The organism is Maridesulfovibrio sp. (assembly GCF_963666665.1).
GTDB lineage: Bacteria > Desulfobacterota > Desulfovibrionia > Desulfovibrionales > Desulfovibrionaceae > Maridesulfovibrio.
The window spans coordinates 1,771,903-1,787,430 of the sequence record NZ_OY762999.1 but is presented as its reverse complement, the minus strand read 5'-3'; the positions used below and the strand labels follow the sequence as shown (position 1 = coordinate 1,787,430).

Sequence of the window (15,528 nt, the reverse complement as noted above, 5' to 3'; positions counted from 1 at the left end):
TTGTGAATGTTGTTTTTTTCAATAAAAAAGCGGATAAGATTTATCTCTTATCCGCTTTTAGCTGAACCAAAATGGCAGCAAAATTTATTTAAACAATTTCAAGCTGGAAAGACGGTGGGCTCATTAGAAGCTTCTTTATGGGACACAGGTCCAGCGCCCGGAGCAGGGCTGCTTTGTATTTTTCTGGAAAACCTTCAGGGATGCTTAGTTCGTAGGTGAACTTTGCTATCTGGTCTCCCTCTTCATTGTACTGGTACCTGACTTTTAGTCCAAGGCCTTCCATGGGCAGAGATCTCGCTTCACAGAACTTGCGGGCGTAATGTGCCGCACAGGTCGCCAGAGAAGCCAGAAAGAGATGCGTAGGTTCCGGAGCAGATCCTTCGCCTCCTTCATTTACAGGCATATCAACATCGATACAGTAATCGTCACTGACAGCTGAAAGCTTTTTGCCTGATCCGAATTCTATTTTGATTTCATTATTCATCATGACTCCAATTCGTCATAAATGTTGATAAAAATCACAGTGCTGCGGTTGCGCTGTAAAGTAGCCCGTTACGTGGGGAAAAAGCAATGCTTTTTGTGTAGGGAAAACGGGGAAATACGTCTTTGGTTCTATTTTCCTTCGGGGATATGTCCTGACTTGATCTTGCCTTCGTCATGCATTGCGTCTTGCAATATTTTTTCAAAGTCTATTTCAGTGGACATGCGGAAGCCGCATCCGGCAGGGAGTTCTCCGAATTGTATAAAAATTGAAGGGTTTGGGAAATTGCGACAAAGTTGGGGGCGGTTTTCATAGTCACTGCAGGTGCCGTTGTCGGTCAGGCTGGTGCAGGAAAATTTCAGGTAACCTTCTTCGGTTTTTCCGCATATTTCAAATCGGGATAGGAGACCGTCTTCTTCAATGGCTTTTAAAAACTGTTTGTTATTTTTCAGCCATTTACCGCCTACGTGAAGGCATATGGAACGGCAGCAGCTTCCGCACATATTGCAGGAGCCGCGAATCACCACCGTTTGCCGTTTTCTTTTTAAGCGCCATTTGCGGTATTGAAATTCCAGATATTCAAAAAGATTCATCAGCGGAAAGTAGTCCGCGATGTTGCGGAATGCAAGGAGCTTAAAGCAAAGGTTTACCGGCAACCCGGAAATTTACATATAGATTGAGCAGGTAGTTCCAAAGTCCGGTGACAAGTGAGATCAGGATTCGGGAAATTATGTATTGCCACTGCAGGATGTCGACCATCAAAAACATACCTCCGGTGACGATGATCAATCCGGTCACGGCTATCAGCAGAAAACCGAGATAGCCTTGTTTGAATTTGCGGGAGGTGCCCTTGAAGACCAGTTTGCGGCTGATGAGGTAGTTGGTGGACACCGCAATTAAAAATGCCACTCCCGCTGCGAACACAGGATGCCATTTGAGCCCATCGGTAAACAGGTAGAGCATAGCCAGATCGAAAAGAAAAGTTCCTCCGCCTACATAGGTATAGCGCAGAAAGCGCAGGAAGCCTTTAGTGTCCCATGTGGGAAATCGCTTGTGTCTGTTTCGGAAGTTTGTTTGCTCGGTCATATCTGGGCAGGAAGCCTGTCAGACTGTCAAAAGTCAAGACCAAGCGGTAAAGGTGGCCTATTTGTAATACTTCGGTCACAAAATAAGAAAAGCCCCGCTGGATGAGGGGGTGAAATCCTCGTCAGCGGGGCTTGCGGCGTTCGGGTCAGGTTGCGCCAAACCTCCCTTATGCCGTCTGGAAGAAAGGGTGTTTGTCCGGTGATGAACAAAGAATGAAAGTAAAAAATTGTTTGAGCATGGAGCCTTTTCCTGCTCCGTTGATCTGTTTATATGAAACGACTTTTCATATGTCTAATATATAATTTATACCAATTTGATACTTTTAAGGTCTTGATCAACCGTGATACGGGATCTGCTGTGGATAATTATTTTTGAAAGTAAATTTCAGAATTAAATTTGTTGAAAAATAAGATTAAGGCTGAAGTGTTCAGTGCATTGTTCCGATAAGTTTTTTTGGGTCTTATGGGTTTTATAAAATTTGATTTTATATTAATTGGTGGAATCATGGAAAATAGCCTGAAAATATTGCTGGTGGATGATAATGCCGTAAACCTGACCCTTCTGGAGCGGTTGCTCAAAGATGAAGGGGCTGAGTTATACAAGGCAGTGGGGGGGGAGGAGGCCATTGGTCTTTGCCGGGAAAATGATTTTGCACTGATTCTGCTTGATGTGCAGATGCCCGGAATGGATGGCTATGAAACAGCTCGCAAGATTAAAGATATTGAATCTTGTCGACTTGTTCCGATAATCTTTTTGACTGCAATCTATAAAGATCCGGTCTATGCCCGTCTTGGGTATGAGGCCGGTGCGGTGGATTTTCTTACGCAACCTATTGATCCTCCAACCTTAAGGGGAAAGGTCGGGGTTTTTTTGGAGTTGAAAAGGCAAAAAGACAGACTTGAACAGGAGATCGCGCAACGAATTAAAACCGAAAAGGCTTTGCGCGCAGCTGAAGAGAAGTACCGCAACATCTTTGAGAGGGCGGTGGAAGGAATCTTCAGGTCCACCCTTGACGGTCATTTTGAAGAGATTAACCCTGCCTTGGCGCGCATTCTGGGGTATGACACCCCCGAAGAAGCCGTGAATAAGGTCCATACGGATACTCTCTATAAAAATAAGTCTGACAGAAAAGTCTTTTTAAAAAAACTTATGCAGGAAAAGTCCCTAAGCGATTATGAACTCCGTTTCAGGCGCAAGGACGGTTCCTTCATATGGGTCTCGGAAAGTTGCCGATTGTTTGAAGAGGGTGGTGAATTTTATATTGAAGGTGTTGTGGAAGACATCACTCATCGTAAGCTGTGCGAGCTTGAGCTGCAGGAAAAGGCTACACTTGATGCGCTGACGGGAATACCGAATCGTTACCTTTTCTTTGACCGGTTAGAAAAATCAGTCGCCAATGCCGGACGTTATGGTGAAAAGCTGGCTTTATTGTTCATTGACTTGAATGACTTTAAACGTGTGAATGATATGTATGGTCACCATACGGGGGATATGGTGCTTTCCAAAGTTGCCGCGAGGCTTAAATCTCGTTTGCGTTCAGCAGATACTTTTGCCCGGCTGGGCGGTGACGAATTCTGTGTCTTGCTTGAACGTCCTTCAAATAAGGAAAGCATTGCCCAGGTTGCAGAGGATTTTATAAATTGCCTTACTGCACCGTTTGAGATTGATGGAGTAAGCTGTTCAATCGGTGCATCGATAGGTATAAGTGTTTATCCGGAAAATGGGGTCGAGGCTGAGGCATTAGTGAAAAGGGCAGATGAAGCGATGTACAGGGTTAAGGAGCAAAAGGATCGCAAATACTGTTTTTACAGCTGATGTATAAATCAGCCGGATTTTAAGTGTAGCTTTTTATACACGCATTAGTTTTTCTAATTAGGTGTTTTCGCTTGTGTTGGGCGGAAACACCTTCTTTTTTGTCAGGCGGTTATCTGTAATTCCTGATTGCGGATTAGTCCTGTGTCATTTTGGAACTATATTTGAGCGTGTTTTGGTTTGTGAAATATATTTCTTTCTCTCATTCCTTGTGTCCTGTGCTTTTAAGTATCGTATTGCTTAGTGTGTCGAAATATTTTGTAAAAACGGTATTGAATCTATTGTGAATTGTGCTATTACTAAGCGGAAAATTTGTTTTGCATCGTAATTTATCTTTCAACTCTCTGGAATTAAAGTTTATTATTTTGTGATTAATTTAACTATCTAGTGTTTTACAGTCATCCGAACCTGTAAAACGCTCAGTCCTCCTTGACACAGGAATGGTCGGGTGAGATAGATTTAATAAAAATTTAACTTCAGAATTTTTTTAGACTTTTTCCAATGTTCCCTTTGCAATTTAACAAAAAAACAATTAGTGTCCGCTTCGTGTTACTAATTTTAAAAACGTAAGAGAGGTGCGAGAATGGTTTTTACCTGGCTTCAGTTCGCCATCTTCATGTTTTTGATAGGTGGGCTTCTTTTTGCCGGTGGGCCCCTTATCCTGTCTGCTCTTGTTCATCCTAGGGCAAAAGGTGGGGACATGGGCATGTCTTATGAATGCGGGATGAAACCCCACGGGAGGGCATGGAATCAGTTCGGCATCAGTTATTATGTTTACGCCTTGCTGTTTCTCGCCTTTGACGTAGACGTTCTCTATCTCTTCCCGGTTTCAGTCTGGTATCCCCATACCGATGGAATGTTTTATTTTATTGAAGTTGCCGGATTCCTGTCTGTTCTTGCTGTCGCGATTATTTATTTCTGGAAGAAAGGAGTGTTCACATGGCCGAGAAAAATCTCCTGACCCCCGGCGGGCATGTTGTCGAGGACGGAATTGTTCGCCTCGAACTTGCCGAAGACGCCATGAACATCTGCCGATCCATGTCACTGTGGCCTATGACCTTCGGTCTGGCCTGTTGCGCCATTGAAATGATGGCTGTGGGTATGGCCCGCTTTGATATGGCCCGGTTCGGAGCTGAGGTCTTTCGGCCTTCCGCGCGTCAGGCTGATCTGATGATCGTGGCGGGGACGGTGACCAAAAAAATGGCTCCTGCTGTTGTCCGTCTTTACGAGCAGATGCCTGCACCCAAATGGGTTCTTGCTCTAGGTAACTGCGCGATCTCGGGAGGCCCTTTCAAGTTTAAGGGGCAGTACGGGATTGTAGAGGGCGTGGATAACCTTATCCCGGTTGATGTCTACGTTCCCGGTTGTCCGCCGCGCCCGGAGGCATTGCTTGAAGGACTGTTCCAGATTCAGGAAAAGGTGACTGGAAAACGCTGGTGGCCCGTACCTGAGGATTTAGAGAAGGAGCGTGCCTTATGATGGGTGACAATCTCAGTCTACCGGTAACCCCGCTCATGATCGGCAAGGGGAGTTTTCAAATTTCCGGGGTAACCATGAATGTTTTCCTCACTGTCGATGACATCAAACAGGCGGCAGAAGCCATGCTCAAGCAGGCTTATCATTTGGAAAACATAGACGCCCTTGATGTAGCCGAAGGTTTTCTGATCTCCTACCATTATGCACACTTCACCAAGCCGGGCCGCATCGTCCATAGGGTGCTGGTCTGCCGTGAAGAAGCTGAATTGCCGTCTATCTCTTCCATCTATCAGGGTGCGGACTGGCATGAGCGTGAGTGTCACGATTTTCATGGTGTAAAGTTTGCCGGACATCCCAACCTGTTGCCTCTGCTGCTTGATCCCGAAACTCCCAACGGGGTGCTGCTTAAAGATGATAGTAGTCGCAAGCCGTTGCGCGAGATTCTTAATCCCGGTGAAATAATATTCAAAGGTGAAGGCTTCACCCTCTTTGATGAAGATCAACCGGAACCGGGAGAGGGGGCAGAATCATGAACACATTTCCTGAGGGCGATTTCTATACCAACCATTTTGAGAAGGGTGCAGATGACCATACCATGATTCTGAACATGGGTCCGCAGCATCCTTCCACTCACGGTGTTTTGCGGGTCATCCTTGAGTTGGACGGTGAATATATCGTTCGTGCAGAACCTGTGCTCGGCTATCTGCATCGTATGCATGAGAAGATGGCTGAGGTTAAGACATGGGTCCAGTTCATCCCCAATATGGGCCGCGTGGACTACCTGCATCCGCTGGCATGGAACCATGCTTATGTGGGGGCGGTGGAAAAGCTGGCCGGAATCGAAGTTCCTGAACGGGCCGAATATATCCGGGTCATTCTTACCGAACTTAACCGAATTTCATCTCACCTGCTCTGGTGGGGGGCATATCTTCTGGACCTCGGTGCGTTCACTCCGATCATGTACGGCTTTGATGACCGTGAAATCCTCATGGATATGATGCAGAAGGTGACCGGAGCGCGACTGACTTATAGCAACTTCCGTTTCGGCGGGGTGGTTCATGACCTTGATGACGGTTTCGCAGACAAGTGCACCGAGTTCATCAAACGGCTGCGTGACCGTTTGCCCATGTACAAGGATCTGGTCACCGATAACATCATCCTGCGTAAACGTATTGAAGAAATCGGCTACATGGATGCGGATATGTGTAACCGCTACGGTGCAACCGGACCGATAATTCGCGGTGCTGGAGTTGAGCACGATACCCGCAGGGCCGAACCTTACTCCATTTATGATCGTTTCGACTGGAAGATTCCGGTTTATTACGAAGCCGATGCCATGGCCCGTTACATGGTGCGCATGGAAGAAATAGAGCAGAGCCTGAACATTGTGGAGCAGGCCCTTGAGCAGATTCCCGAAGGTGAGCACATCATCAAGAAAGCTCCTAAACCTACGTGGAAAGCTCCGGCAGGTGAAGCTTACTTCTGTACTGAAGGTGCGCGCGGTAAGGTCGGAATCCATATTGTCAGTGACGGCAGCAAGACCCCGTACCGGATCAAGCTCCGTGCACCGGGATTTTCCAATCTGTCCCTGTTTGCCGAATGTGCACAGGGAACAATGCTGGCAGATGCGGTTGCGATTTTAGGCAGCTTGGACATGGTAATCCCGGAAATCGACAGGTAGTCAGGAGCTTCATATGTCTCAAATTCCTGTAGAACTCGTGAAATTAATAATCGCACTGGTGGCAATTGCCGCTTTTGTGGGATTGAACGGGCTGGTACTGGTTTATCTTGAACGCAAGGTAGCCGGATTCGTACAGCGCAGGCCCGGACCCTATGAAGTCGGACCGCAGGGACTGCTGCAGCCTCTGGCCGATGCTGTAAAGCTTATTGGCAAGCAGCTCTTCACCCCCAGCGGTGCGGATAAGTTGCTGTTCTGGATGGCTCCGATTCTATCCTTCCTGCCCGTACTTTTACTTTTCCTGCCTATTCCTTTCGGTCCTGTTGCTACCGGAATGGAAATGGACCTCGGCCTGCTGCTCATTCTGGCTTTTGCCGGTTTGAATGTGCTTGCCCTGTGTCTTGCCGGCTGGGGATCGAATAACAAATGGGGGATTCTCGGTGCGGCAAGGGCGGTGGCCCAGTCCGTGGCTTATGAAATTCCTTTGTTGCTCTCAGTGCTGGCTGTTGCCTTCATGACCGGAAGTCTGAACCTGACCACTGTGGTTGAAGGTCAGGGAGGCTGGCCGTGGCAGTGGAATGCAGTTGTACAGCCGCTGGCTTTCATTATTTATTTTGTCAGTGCGCTCGGCGAAACCAACCGCGCTCCCTTTGACCTGCCTGAAGCTGAAAGTGAACTGACCGCCGGATTCCATACTGAATATTCGGGCATGGGGTTCGGTCTGTTCTTCCTTGCTGAATACGCCAACATGATCGTGGTCTGCTCTGTGGCTGCGGCCCTGTTCCTCGGCGGCTGGCAGGGACCGTTCTTTGACGGCGCATGGTGGTTCCTCGCCAAGGTCTACACCTTGTTGCTGGTCATGATTTGGTTGCGCTGGACTTATCCCCGCGTACGTTTTGATCAGCTTCTGAATATCAACTGGAAATGGCTCATGCCCTTAGCTCTGTTGAACCTGTTTATCACCGCTTTTGTGATGAAGCTGTAGGAGGGCGCTTTAATGAGTGTAATCAAAAAAATATGGGATGACGTGACTTCGCTCTGGTCCTTGATCGTAGGGCTGAAAGTCACGGGCAAAAACTTTGTCGATAAAAACGTGACCCTCCATTACCCGCGTGAAACGGTCACTTCCGGGCAGTTGGAAGGATTCCGCGGACCGCTGGAACTCATCGGAAAACCCAAGGATCCGGCTAAACCCAAATGCATTACTTGTATGATGTGCGTTACCGCTTGCCCCAGCAAATGCATTACCGTGGTCAAGTCCAAGGCTCCCAAACCTACCGAAGCTGAACTTCAGGCCATGAAGGAAGCGGAAGAGCGGGGCGAAAAGGTCGAGAAGCCTAAGGCTCCCAAAGAGCCTGCAAAATTTTTATATGACTTCTCCCTTTGTTCGCTGTGCGGATCATGTGTGGAAAACTGTCCCGCAAAGGCACTGCGTTACTCCTCAAATGTGTACCTTACCGTAACCGACCGCAAGGAACTTAAAATGGACTTGCTTGCCAGACTCGGCGCACAGGCTGAGGCTGCCGCAGTGGCCAAAGCGGCTGAGCCTCCCAAGGATGTTGGAGCTGTAACTACTGAAAAAGAGGCAGGGACAGAATCATGATGGAAACGCTCGCAAAAGTAGCTTTTGTCGTCTACACGCTGCTGATTCTCGGCGGCGGGTGCATAGCCGTGGGCGCACATAGTCTGGTCCGGGCCATGGTGGGGTTGATTTCATCCCTGCTGGGTGTAGCTGGTATGTACATGCTCATGGCCGCACCGTTCATGGCTTTCATGCAGATTCTCATCTACGTGGGTGCGGTCTGTGTGCTTATTTTCTTCGCCATCATGCTTACTCAAGCTGATGCCCAAGGGGTTGAGTCCGGAAGCCGCAGGCCTGGTAAATCTGCACTCGCGGCGCTGACCTTTATCTCTCCGGTATTTATAATCGGGTTTATTCTGGTCAAGTTTCAGCCTTCTTCAATACATATCCCGGTTGAGGTCCCGCTGGTTCAGATCGGTAAAGGGCTACTGGAAGATTATCCGGTTGCTTTTGAGCTTATTTCGGTAGTCCTGCTGGCTGCAATGGCCGGAGCTGTGCTGCTGGCTTTTGAAAAGAAAGGGAGGAAAGCATAATGAGTCCTCTTTTGATGTACCAACTGGTGGCACTCCTGCTGCTGGCTATCGGACTATATGGCATTGTCTGGCGTAAATCGCTGGTGGGCATGCTCATTTCCGTGGAGCTGATGCTAAACGGCGCAGGGCTGTCCATTGTTTCCGCTTCCCAGCTTACCGAGGCCGGAAGCTCAGTGGGGCAGATAGCCGCACTTTTTGTTATGGGACTGGCCGCTGCTGAAGCGACCCTTGTGCTGGCAATAATCATTGTGGTGGCAAAACGGTTTAAGTCCGTTGAGACCGACGCAATAACAAAGCTGAAAGGGTAAATGTATGACAGTTAGCACTGAATTCATCACCAGCGCGCGAATCCTGATCCCGCTCGGCATCACCCTTGTGGCTCCGTTCTTCATCTGGTTTTTCCGGGAGAACATCAACCGCCGCGAGGCCGTATCCATCTGGGCCGGTATTCTGACCTTCCTTTCCGTGGCTTCCATGGTTCCTGATGTACTGGAAGGCAAAATTGTAGAGTACACACTGTTCACCCTTTTTCCGGGTGTGAAAGTTTCTTTTGCTGCGGACGGGTTGGCTTTCATCTTCGCCCTTATCGCATCATTCCTGTGGGTCTTCGCCACTAGTTACAACATCGGTTACATGCGCACCCTCAACGAGCATGCCCAGACCAGATATTACTTCTGTTTTGCTGTTGCCATTTTCGGTGCCGTTGGTGTGGCATTTTCGGCGAATATTTTCACTCTTTATCTTTTCTATGAAATAATTTCCGTATTCACTTACCCCCTGGTTGCCCACCATCAGGACGATGAAGCATTCAGCGGCGCGCGGAAATATATGGTCTACCTGATGGGTACCTCCAAGTTGTTTCTGCTACCGGCCATGGTCATGACCTATGTGCTCTGCGGAACCTTGGATTTCCATCTTGGCGATGTGGCGCAGGGAATTTTCCCTCCGGATGCTGACCCCACACTGGTGACCATTACCTACGTTCTTTACATTGCAGGTTTGGCAAAAGCAGCGCTTATGCCGTTTCACAACTGGCTTCCCTCAGCAATGGTCGCGCCGACTCCGGTCTCTGCGTTGCTGCATGCGGTGGCCGTTGTTAAGGCCGGGGTTTTCTCCGTTTCCCGTGTGATCCTTTCCGGATTCGGAGTCGATCTCATGGATAAATTGGGACTGGGATTGCCGACAGCATATCTTGCGGCATTCACCATCGTTACGGCCTCGCTTATCGCCCTGACCAAGGATGATATCAAGGCAAGGCTTGCATACTCCACGGTCAGCCAGCTTTCCTACATCATTATCGGTGTAGCCATGTTGACCCCGGATGCTGTGCAGGGTGGCTTGATGCATATCGCTCACCATGCCTTTTCCAAGATCACCTTGTTCTTCGGTGCCGGTGCCATTTATGTGGCAACCCACCTTAAGAAGATCAGCCTCATGGATGGCTTGGGACGACGAATGCCATGGACCTTCGGGGCCTTTGCCATTGCTTCACTGTCCATGATCGGGGTGCCTCCGGTCTGCGGATTCGCCACCAAATGGTATCTGGTCAAAGGTGCGGTAGGCATCGGGCAATGGGGACTGCTGGTGGCTTTGCTGGCAAGTACTTTGCTCAATGCCGGATACTTCGGACCTATCGTCTACCGGGCTTTTTTCAAGGCCCCGGCAGAGGGTGCCAATATCGAGCAGTACAAAGAGGCCCCGCTGTGTATGGTCATTCCGCTTTTTACCACGGCCTTGATTTCAGTCTGGTTGGGACTTTATCCCCAGACCTTCCTGAACTTCATCAACGTGTTCGGTAAATTCTAAGGAGAACCGCCATGATCGAAAAACTTGGAAACTGGTTCGAAACCCAGCGCACGCAGAAAATGAAGTTCTGGAAGCTCCTGTTTGCAGGCTTTCTTGCTCTGCTGGTGGTCCTTAATTTCTTCATCCATCCGCACCATGCTGAATATCATTACGATATTTACCCCGGTTTTTGGGAGCTGTTTGCCTTAGCCGCATCGGTAGGCATGGTCTTCCTGATGAAAGTTCTTATTCAACCTTTTCTTGTAGGACCGGAGGAAGATGATGACGCTTAACGGTTTTCTCCATCCGGCACTGGCTTTTATCGCCTTGGCACTGGCCTTGCCATTTTTCCGGGGCAAACAGTGGAAATGGTTTTTACTTGTTCCCCCTGTAATTGCCATTGCTGTGGTTTTTACCGCCACACTCGGTAATTTCGGGGTAATTCCGTATCTTGGTAACGTGCTGGTACTGGGCAGGGTAGATAAACTTTCGCTGGTTTTTGCCAACGTATTCGCCATCCAGTCGCTCATCGGCATGATCTATGCCTTGCATATGGATGACAAAGCGCATCACGCTGCGGCAGCCCTTTATGTTGCCGGATCATTCGGTTGCGTCTTTGCAGGTGATTACCTGACCCTGTTTATCTTCTGGGAACTCATGGCTGTTGCTTCCACTTTCTTAGTCTGGTTGCACCGCACGAAGACTTCAAGCGCTGCCGGTTTCAGGTACTTCCTGTTTCACATGCTCGGTGGTTTGTTCCTTCTCGGTGGACTTTTGCTCCGTTATTCCGAGATCGGTACTTTCGCCTTCCTTCCTGTGGACCCGCAGGGCATGGAATATTACGACTGGTTGATCCTGACCGGATTCTGCGTCAACGCAGCTGTCGTACCTCTGCATGCATGGCTGCCTGATGCCTACCCCGAAGCAACTGTTCCGGGCGCGGTTTTCATGTGCGCCTTTACCACCAAGACGGCGGTCTATGTGTTGGCGCGCGGATTTTCGGGAGTTTACGCACTGGCAGTGGCCGGAACAATCATGGCGGTCTATGGAGTGCTTTACGCGTCCATGGAGAACAATGCGCGCAGGATTCTTTCCTATCACATCGTCTCGCAGGTCGGTTACATGGTAGCGGGTATCGGTATCGGTACGGCCATGTGTATTAATGGTGCTGTTGCTCACGCTTACGCTCATATCCTTTATAAGGGTTTGCTTTTCATGAGCGTGGGTACTGTGCTTTACGCAGCGGGTACTGCGGATCTGGACCGTCTCGGCGGACTGGTTGGGAAAATGCCTGTGGTCATGCTCCTGTACATGGTCGGGGCGGTTTCCATCTCCGGTATGCCGTTCTTTAACGGATTTATATCCAAGACTATGACCATCACCGGGGCTGCTGAATCGCATCACACCCTGCTGGCTATCGGACTTGAAATCGCCGCCGTTGGTACATTCCTTTCGGTTGGTATCAAGCTTCCGTACTTTGCCTTCTGGAACAAGCCTGCAAAGACGGACATCAAACTCAATCCCATTCCCAAGAATATGTACGTGGCAATGGGCATTGCGGCTTTCCTCTGTATTGCGCAGGGCGTTTATCCGCAGATGCTCTATAAGCTGCTGCCGTTCCCGGTGGAATACCATCCTTACACCCCGTGGCATTTGCTGCAGGCTTCCATGCTGCTGGCATTCACCGGAGCAGGGTTCTGGATCATGCGCAAGATCATCGTGCCGCACCACGGACGTAACCTCGATTTTGACAAGCTTTACCGCTTTATCGGCAACATGGGTTTGCTTCTGGTCTGCCGTCCCATCGCATGGGCGGATTCAGTCTGGACCACAGTGTACCGGGTGATCGGACTTAAATGGCTGATGAATTCTGCTGCAGGCTCATCATGGTTTGACCGGAAGGGTATTGATACCGTTGTGGACGGCACCGCCTACACCGTACGTAATATCGGTAAGACCGGGGCCAAGATACAGACCGGACGGTTGCAGGATTATCTCGGTATGGCTGTGTTCATCGTGCTCTGCGTCTACGGCTTAGTCTGGTACTTCGGATAAAGGGGAGAGAATACAATGCAAGAATTCGCTTATCCTGTTCTGACTGTCCTCGTGTTCTTTCCATTGCTGGCGGCTGTCGGGCTTTTCTTACTGAAAGGTGACAACACCATCAGGATGTACACACTGGGCGTGTCTATAATTGAACTCGCACTCTCGTTTCCGCTCTTTGCCGGATTCAAGCTTGAGTCAGCAGCCTTCCAGTTTGTGGAACGCATGGACTGGGTCAAGCAGTGGGGGGTAGAGTATTACCTTGGTACTGATGGCATCAGCTTCCTTATGGTAGTGCTGACCATCGCAGTACTGCCGCTTTGCGTGCTTTGCTCATGGACTTACATCCAGACACGGGTCAAGGAATTCCACTTCTGTCTGCTGTTCATGACCGCAGCCTGTGTGGGAGTCTTTACCGCTCTTGATCTGGTTCTTTTCTATGTTTTCTGGGAAGCAATGCTGATACCCATGTACCTGCTTATCGCTGTATGGGGTGGACCTGAGAAGCGTTATGCATCGCTCAAGTTTTTCCTCTACACTTTGGCTGGATCGGCACTGTTGCTGGTGGCTATCGTCGCCTTTAGAATTGCTGGCGGAACCTTCGCCATACCGGAACTTATGGAGCAGAACTTTGCCTTCAGCTTCCAGTTTTGGGCATTTCTGGCTCTTGCTCTGGCATTTGCCATTAAGGTCCCGATGTTCCCGTTCCACACATGGCTTCCAGCCGCACACGTACAGGCCCCCACAGCCGGATCAGTCATTCTGGCTTCCGTGCTCCTGAAGATGGGAACTTACGGCTTTCTGCGCTTCAACCTGCCGCTTACTCCGGCTGCTAGTGAATACTTTGCTCCGTTTATGATCGCCATATCCATTGCCGGAATTCTTTACGGCGGAATCGTGGCTCTCGGGCAGAATGATATCAAAAAAGTTATCGCCTACTCCTCTGTCGGTCATATGGGATTTGTCACTCTCGGCATCTTCCTTTTCAACCAGCGCGGATTGGAAGGTGCGCTCTTCCAGATGCTCAATCACGGTATCACCACCGGCGGCCTGTTTATGATGATCGGGACCGTCTATGAGCGCAGCCACAGCCGCGAGCTTGATGACAACCTCGGACTTGGTAAATACATGCCCGCCTACATGTTCTTCTGGGGGCTGTTCGCACTGTCCTCCTTTGGATTCCCCGGAACCAACAGCTTTGTAGGAGAGATTCTGGTATTTGTCGGAGCATTTGAGCAGAATCCTTGGATCGGTGCACTGATGGTGCCCGGAGCCATGGTTGCTGCCGCCTACATGCTGCGTGTTTCACTTAAGCTGGCTTGGGGGCGTCCCACTTCATGGAAGGAATGGCCTGATCTCAACTTGCGTGAATGGACTTATCTGGTCATTCCGGCTGTATTTGTCCTTTATATCGGTCTTGCACCGGGGCTTTGTTTTAAGGTTATGGATGCCTCGCTGATTAAGTTGGAGAAGGACGTGAAGGAAGGCGCTAAGATTGTTGCCTTGGAAAAAGAGCATCCTGCAGAAGTGGCCTTTAATTCCCTGAAGGGAATCATTAAGTAACAGGAGATAATGAAATGAATGTGAATTTATATCTTTTCATGCCGGAACTCTCCATGTTCCTGATTATTACCCTGTTGTTTGTGCAGGCCGTCGGTAGTGAAAAGATGCGTGATAAAGTCGGAGTTTGGCTGCCTATTGCGTCTTTTCTTCCGGTGATTGTCTCACTTCTCTCAGTGGGACAGGAAGGCCTCTCCTTTCACGGGGCCTATCTGGTCGATCCGCTTTCGCAGTTTTTCAAAGTTGCAATTGCCATTGGTTTTTGTGTGACCGTCTTTAACGCAACCCGTCAGCCGACATTGCTGCAGGAAAAGAGATCCGATTATTTCCTCTTTCTCGCCATTAGTGCTTGGGGACTGATGATGCTTGCTTCCTCAGTGGAGCTGATCACCATGTACCTTGCCTTGGAACTTTCATCTTACGCCCTCTATTCAATTATCGCTTTGCGGGCCAAGGATAAGGGAGCGGCGGAAGCGGCAATCAAGTATATTATGTTCGGTGCGGTTTCCACTGCGGTGGCATTGTACGGATTTTCTTACATCCTTGCCGGAATGCATACCACCTACCTTGCGGAACTGGTCCAGAAAACATGGTCTTTCGATGCTGCACCTATGGCCGTTACCGGCATGGCTTTGTTTCTGCTGGGTATGTTCTACAAGTTGGCTTTGTTCCCGTTCCACTTCTGGTGTCCGGATGTGTATGAAGGCGCCAGCAATGAAACCGCCGCTTTTGTGGCAACCCTGCCCAAGCTTGGCGCGGTGGTAATCCTGATTCGTCTCGCAGCCATGTTCAAGCCCGGATACGATATCACCACGATTATTGCCGTACTCGGTGCACTGTCCATGACTTTCGGTAACCTTGCCGCGCTGGTCCAGCGGGATGTAAAACGTATCCTCGGTTATTCATCCGTAGCCCATGCGGGTTACATCATGATTGGCCTTATTTCCGGTACTGCGGAAGGTCTTGCAGCGGCGTCATTTTATGCACTGGCTTACGTTGCCATGAACCTGACCTGCTTCTGGGTGGTCAGCCGTGTGTCCGTGGATGGTCGGAACCTGCAACTGGATGACCTTAACGGGCTGCACAAGCGCGCCCCGGCCTTGGCCTTTGCTCTGGCAGTGGGAGCTTTCGCGCTGGTCGGTTTGCCGCCCATGGCCGGATTTATGGGTAAGCTCTTCCTGTTCTCTTCCGGTTGGAACCATGGCTACAACTGGCTGATCATAATTGCCGGGATCAATACCGCAATTTCCATCTACTACTATCTTGGAATGGTTCGCCATGCCTACACCAAGGATGCAGTTGAAGACACTCCTTTACCGGATACTTCCGCGTTCAGCTATGCGGGGGCGGCTCTGCTTTCTCTGCTGGTACTCGGTTTGGGAATGATGCCTGCCGGAGTGTTTGATTTTGCGCTGAAGGTGGGAAGTATTGTGCCGTAAGGTGATTGATAAATAACTATGAAATTGAAAAGCCCCGTCTGAGTTTTCAGGCG

At 49.5% G+C, this 15,528-nt stretch carries 17 protein-coding genes; 14 read left to right on the top strand and 3 right to left on the bottom strand.

Annotation, left to right across the window (positions count from 1 at the left end):
* Positions 1-88 precede the first annotated feature (88 nt).
* The 3 genes from ACKU40_RS08185 to ACKU40_RS08175 form a co-directional block, all read right to left on the bottom strand.
* Entirely contained in the window at positions 89-487 is a 399-nt protein-coding gene (locus ACKU40_RS08185) for an OsmC family protein (protein ID WP_320176026.1), read from the bottom strand.
* A 125-nt stretch (positions 488-612) separates the two neighbouring features.
* On the bottom strand, positions 613-1,074 hold the full coding sequence (locus ACKU40_RS08180) for a YkgJ family cysteine cluster protein (RefSeq protein ID WP_320176025.1): 462 nt from the start codon (positions 1,072-1,074) through the stop codon (positions 613-615).
* A 40-nt stretch (positions 1,075-1,114) separates the two neighbouring features.
* On the bottom strand, positions 1,115-1,567 hold the full coding sequence (locus ACKU40_RS08175) for a GtrA family protein (RefSeq protein WP_320176024.1): 453 nt from the start codon (positions 1,565-1,567) through the stop codon (positions 1,115-1,117).
* A 504-nt stretch (positions 1,568-2,071) separates the two neighbouring features.
* On the opposite strand from ACKU40_RS08175, the gene ACKU40_RS08170 reads away from it, so the two are divergent.
* From ACKU40_RS08170 to ACKU40_RS08105, 14 genes are all read left to right on the top strand, one after another.
* Positions 2,072-3,382 carry a diguanylate cyclase domain-containing protein gene (locus ACKU40_RS08170; RefSeq protein WP_320176023.1) on the top strand — a complete coding sequence of 437 codons (1,311 nt, stop codon included), beginning with the start codon at positions 2,072-2,074 and terminating at the stop codon, positions 3,380-3,382.
* A 580-nt stretch (positions 3,383-3,962) separates the two neighbouring features.
* Positions 3,963-4,340 carry an NADH-quinone oxidoreductase subunit A gene (locus tag ACKU40_RS08165; protein WP_320176022.1) on the top strand — a complete coding sequence of 126 codons (378 nt, stop codon included), beginning with the start codon at positions 3,963-3,965 and terminating at the stop codon, positions 4,338-4,340.
* Positions 4,319-4,858: an NADH-quinone oxidoreductase subunit NuoB gene (locus tag ACKU40_RS08160; protein WP_320176021.1), complete on the top strand. Its 540-nt coding sequence runs from the start codon at positions 4,319-4,321 to the stop codon at positions 4,856-4,858. Before ACKU40_RS08165 ends, ACKU40_RS08160 begins: the two co-directional genes overlap by 22 nt.
* Positions 4,855-5,388 carry an NADH-quinone oxidoreductase subunit C gene (locus ACKU40_RS08155; RefSeq protein ID WP_320176020.1) on the top strand — a complete coding sequence of 178 codons (534 nt, stop codon included), beginning with the start codon at positions 4,855-4,857 and terminating at the stop codon, positions 5,386-5,388. The genes ACKU40_RS08160 and ACKU40_RS08155 overlap by 4 nt, the downstream gene beginning before the upstream one ends.
* Positions 5,385-6,536, top strand: a complete 1,152-nt coding sequence (locus tag ACKU40_RS08150) for an NADH-quinone oxidoreductase subunit D (protein WP_320176019.1) — start codon at positions 5,385-5,387, stop codon at positions 6,534-6,536. The genes ACKU40_RS08155 and ACKU40_RS08150 overlap by 4 nt, the downstream gene beginning before the upstream one ends.
* A gap of 13 nt (positions 6,537-6,549) precedes the next feature.
* On the top strand, positions 6,550-7,518 hold the full coding sequence (gene nuoH / locus ACKU40_RS08145) for an NADH-quinone oxidoreductase subunit NuoH (protein WP_320176018.1): 969 nt from the start codon (positions 6,550-6,552) through the stop codon (positions 7,516-7,518).
* Between the two features lie 12 nt (positions 7,519-7,530).
* Complete coding sequence (locus tag ACKU40_RS08140) at positions 7,531-8,136, top strand: 4Fe-4S binding protein (protein WP_320176017.1); 606 nt, start codon at positions 7,531-7,533, stop codon at positions 8,134-8,136.
* Positions 8,133-8,648, top strand: a complete 516-nt coding sequence (locus ACKU40_RS08135) for an NADH-quinone oxidoreductase subunit J (protein ID WP_320176016.1) — start codon at positions 8,133-8,135, stop codon at positions 8,646-8,648. The genes ACKU40_RS08140 and ACKU40_RS08135 overlap by 4 nt, the downstream gene beginning before the upstream one ends.
* Positions 8,648-8,956, top strand: a complete 309-nt coding sequence (gene nuoK / locus ACKU40_RS08130; protein ID WP_320176015.1) for an NADH-quinone oxidoreductase subunit NuoK — start codon at positions 8,648-8,650, stop codon at positions 8,954-8,956. Before ACKU40_RS08135 ends, nuoK begins: the two co-directional genes overlap by 1 nt.
* A gap of 4 nt (positions 8,957-8,960) precedes the next feature.
* A complete protein-coding gene (locus tag ACKU40_RS08125) occupies positions 8,961-10,454 on the top strand; it encodes a monovalent cation/H+ antiporter subunit D family protein (RefSeq protein WP_320176014.1) in 1,494 nt (497 codons plus the stop codon).
* Between the two features lie 11 nt (positions 10,455-10,465).
* The gene (locus ACKU40_RS08120; RefSeq protein ID WP_320176013.1) at positions 10,466-10,726 is read left to right on the top strand and encodes a hypothetical protein; all 261 of its coding nucleotides are present in this window, start codon (positions 10,466-10,468) and stop codon (positions 10,724-10,726) included.
* Positions 10,716-12,488 carry a Na(+)/H(+) antiporter subunit D gene (locus ACKU40_RS08115; protein WP_320176368.1) on the top strand — a complete coding sequence of 591 codons (1,773 nt, stop codon included), beginning with the start codon at positions 10,716-10,718 and terminating at the stop codon, positions 12,486-12,488. Before ACKU40_RS08120 ends, ACKU40_RS08115 begins: the two co-directional genes overlap by 11 nt.
* Positions 12,489-12,503: 15 nt before the next feature.
* Positions 12,504-14,039 carry an NADH-quinone oxidoreductase subunit M gene (locus ACKU40_RS08110; protein ID WP_320176012.1) on the top strand — a complete coding sequence of 512 codons (1,536 nt, stop codon included), beginning with the start codon at positions 12,504-12,506 and terminating at the stop codon, positions 14,037-14,039.
* A gap of 14 nt (positions 14,040-14,053) precedes the next feature.
* Positions 14,054-15,475 carry an NADH-quinone oxidoreductase subunit N gene (locus ACKU40_RS08105; protein WP_320176011.1) on the top strand — a complete coding sequence of 474 codons (1,422 nt, stop codon included), beginning with the start codon at positions 14,054-14,056 and terminating at the stop codon, positions 15,473-15,475.
* Positions 15,476-15,528 lie beyond the last annotated feature (53 nt).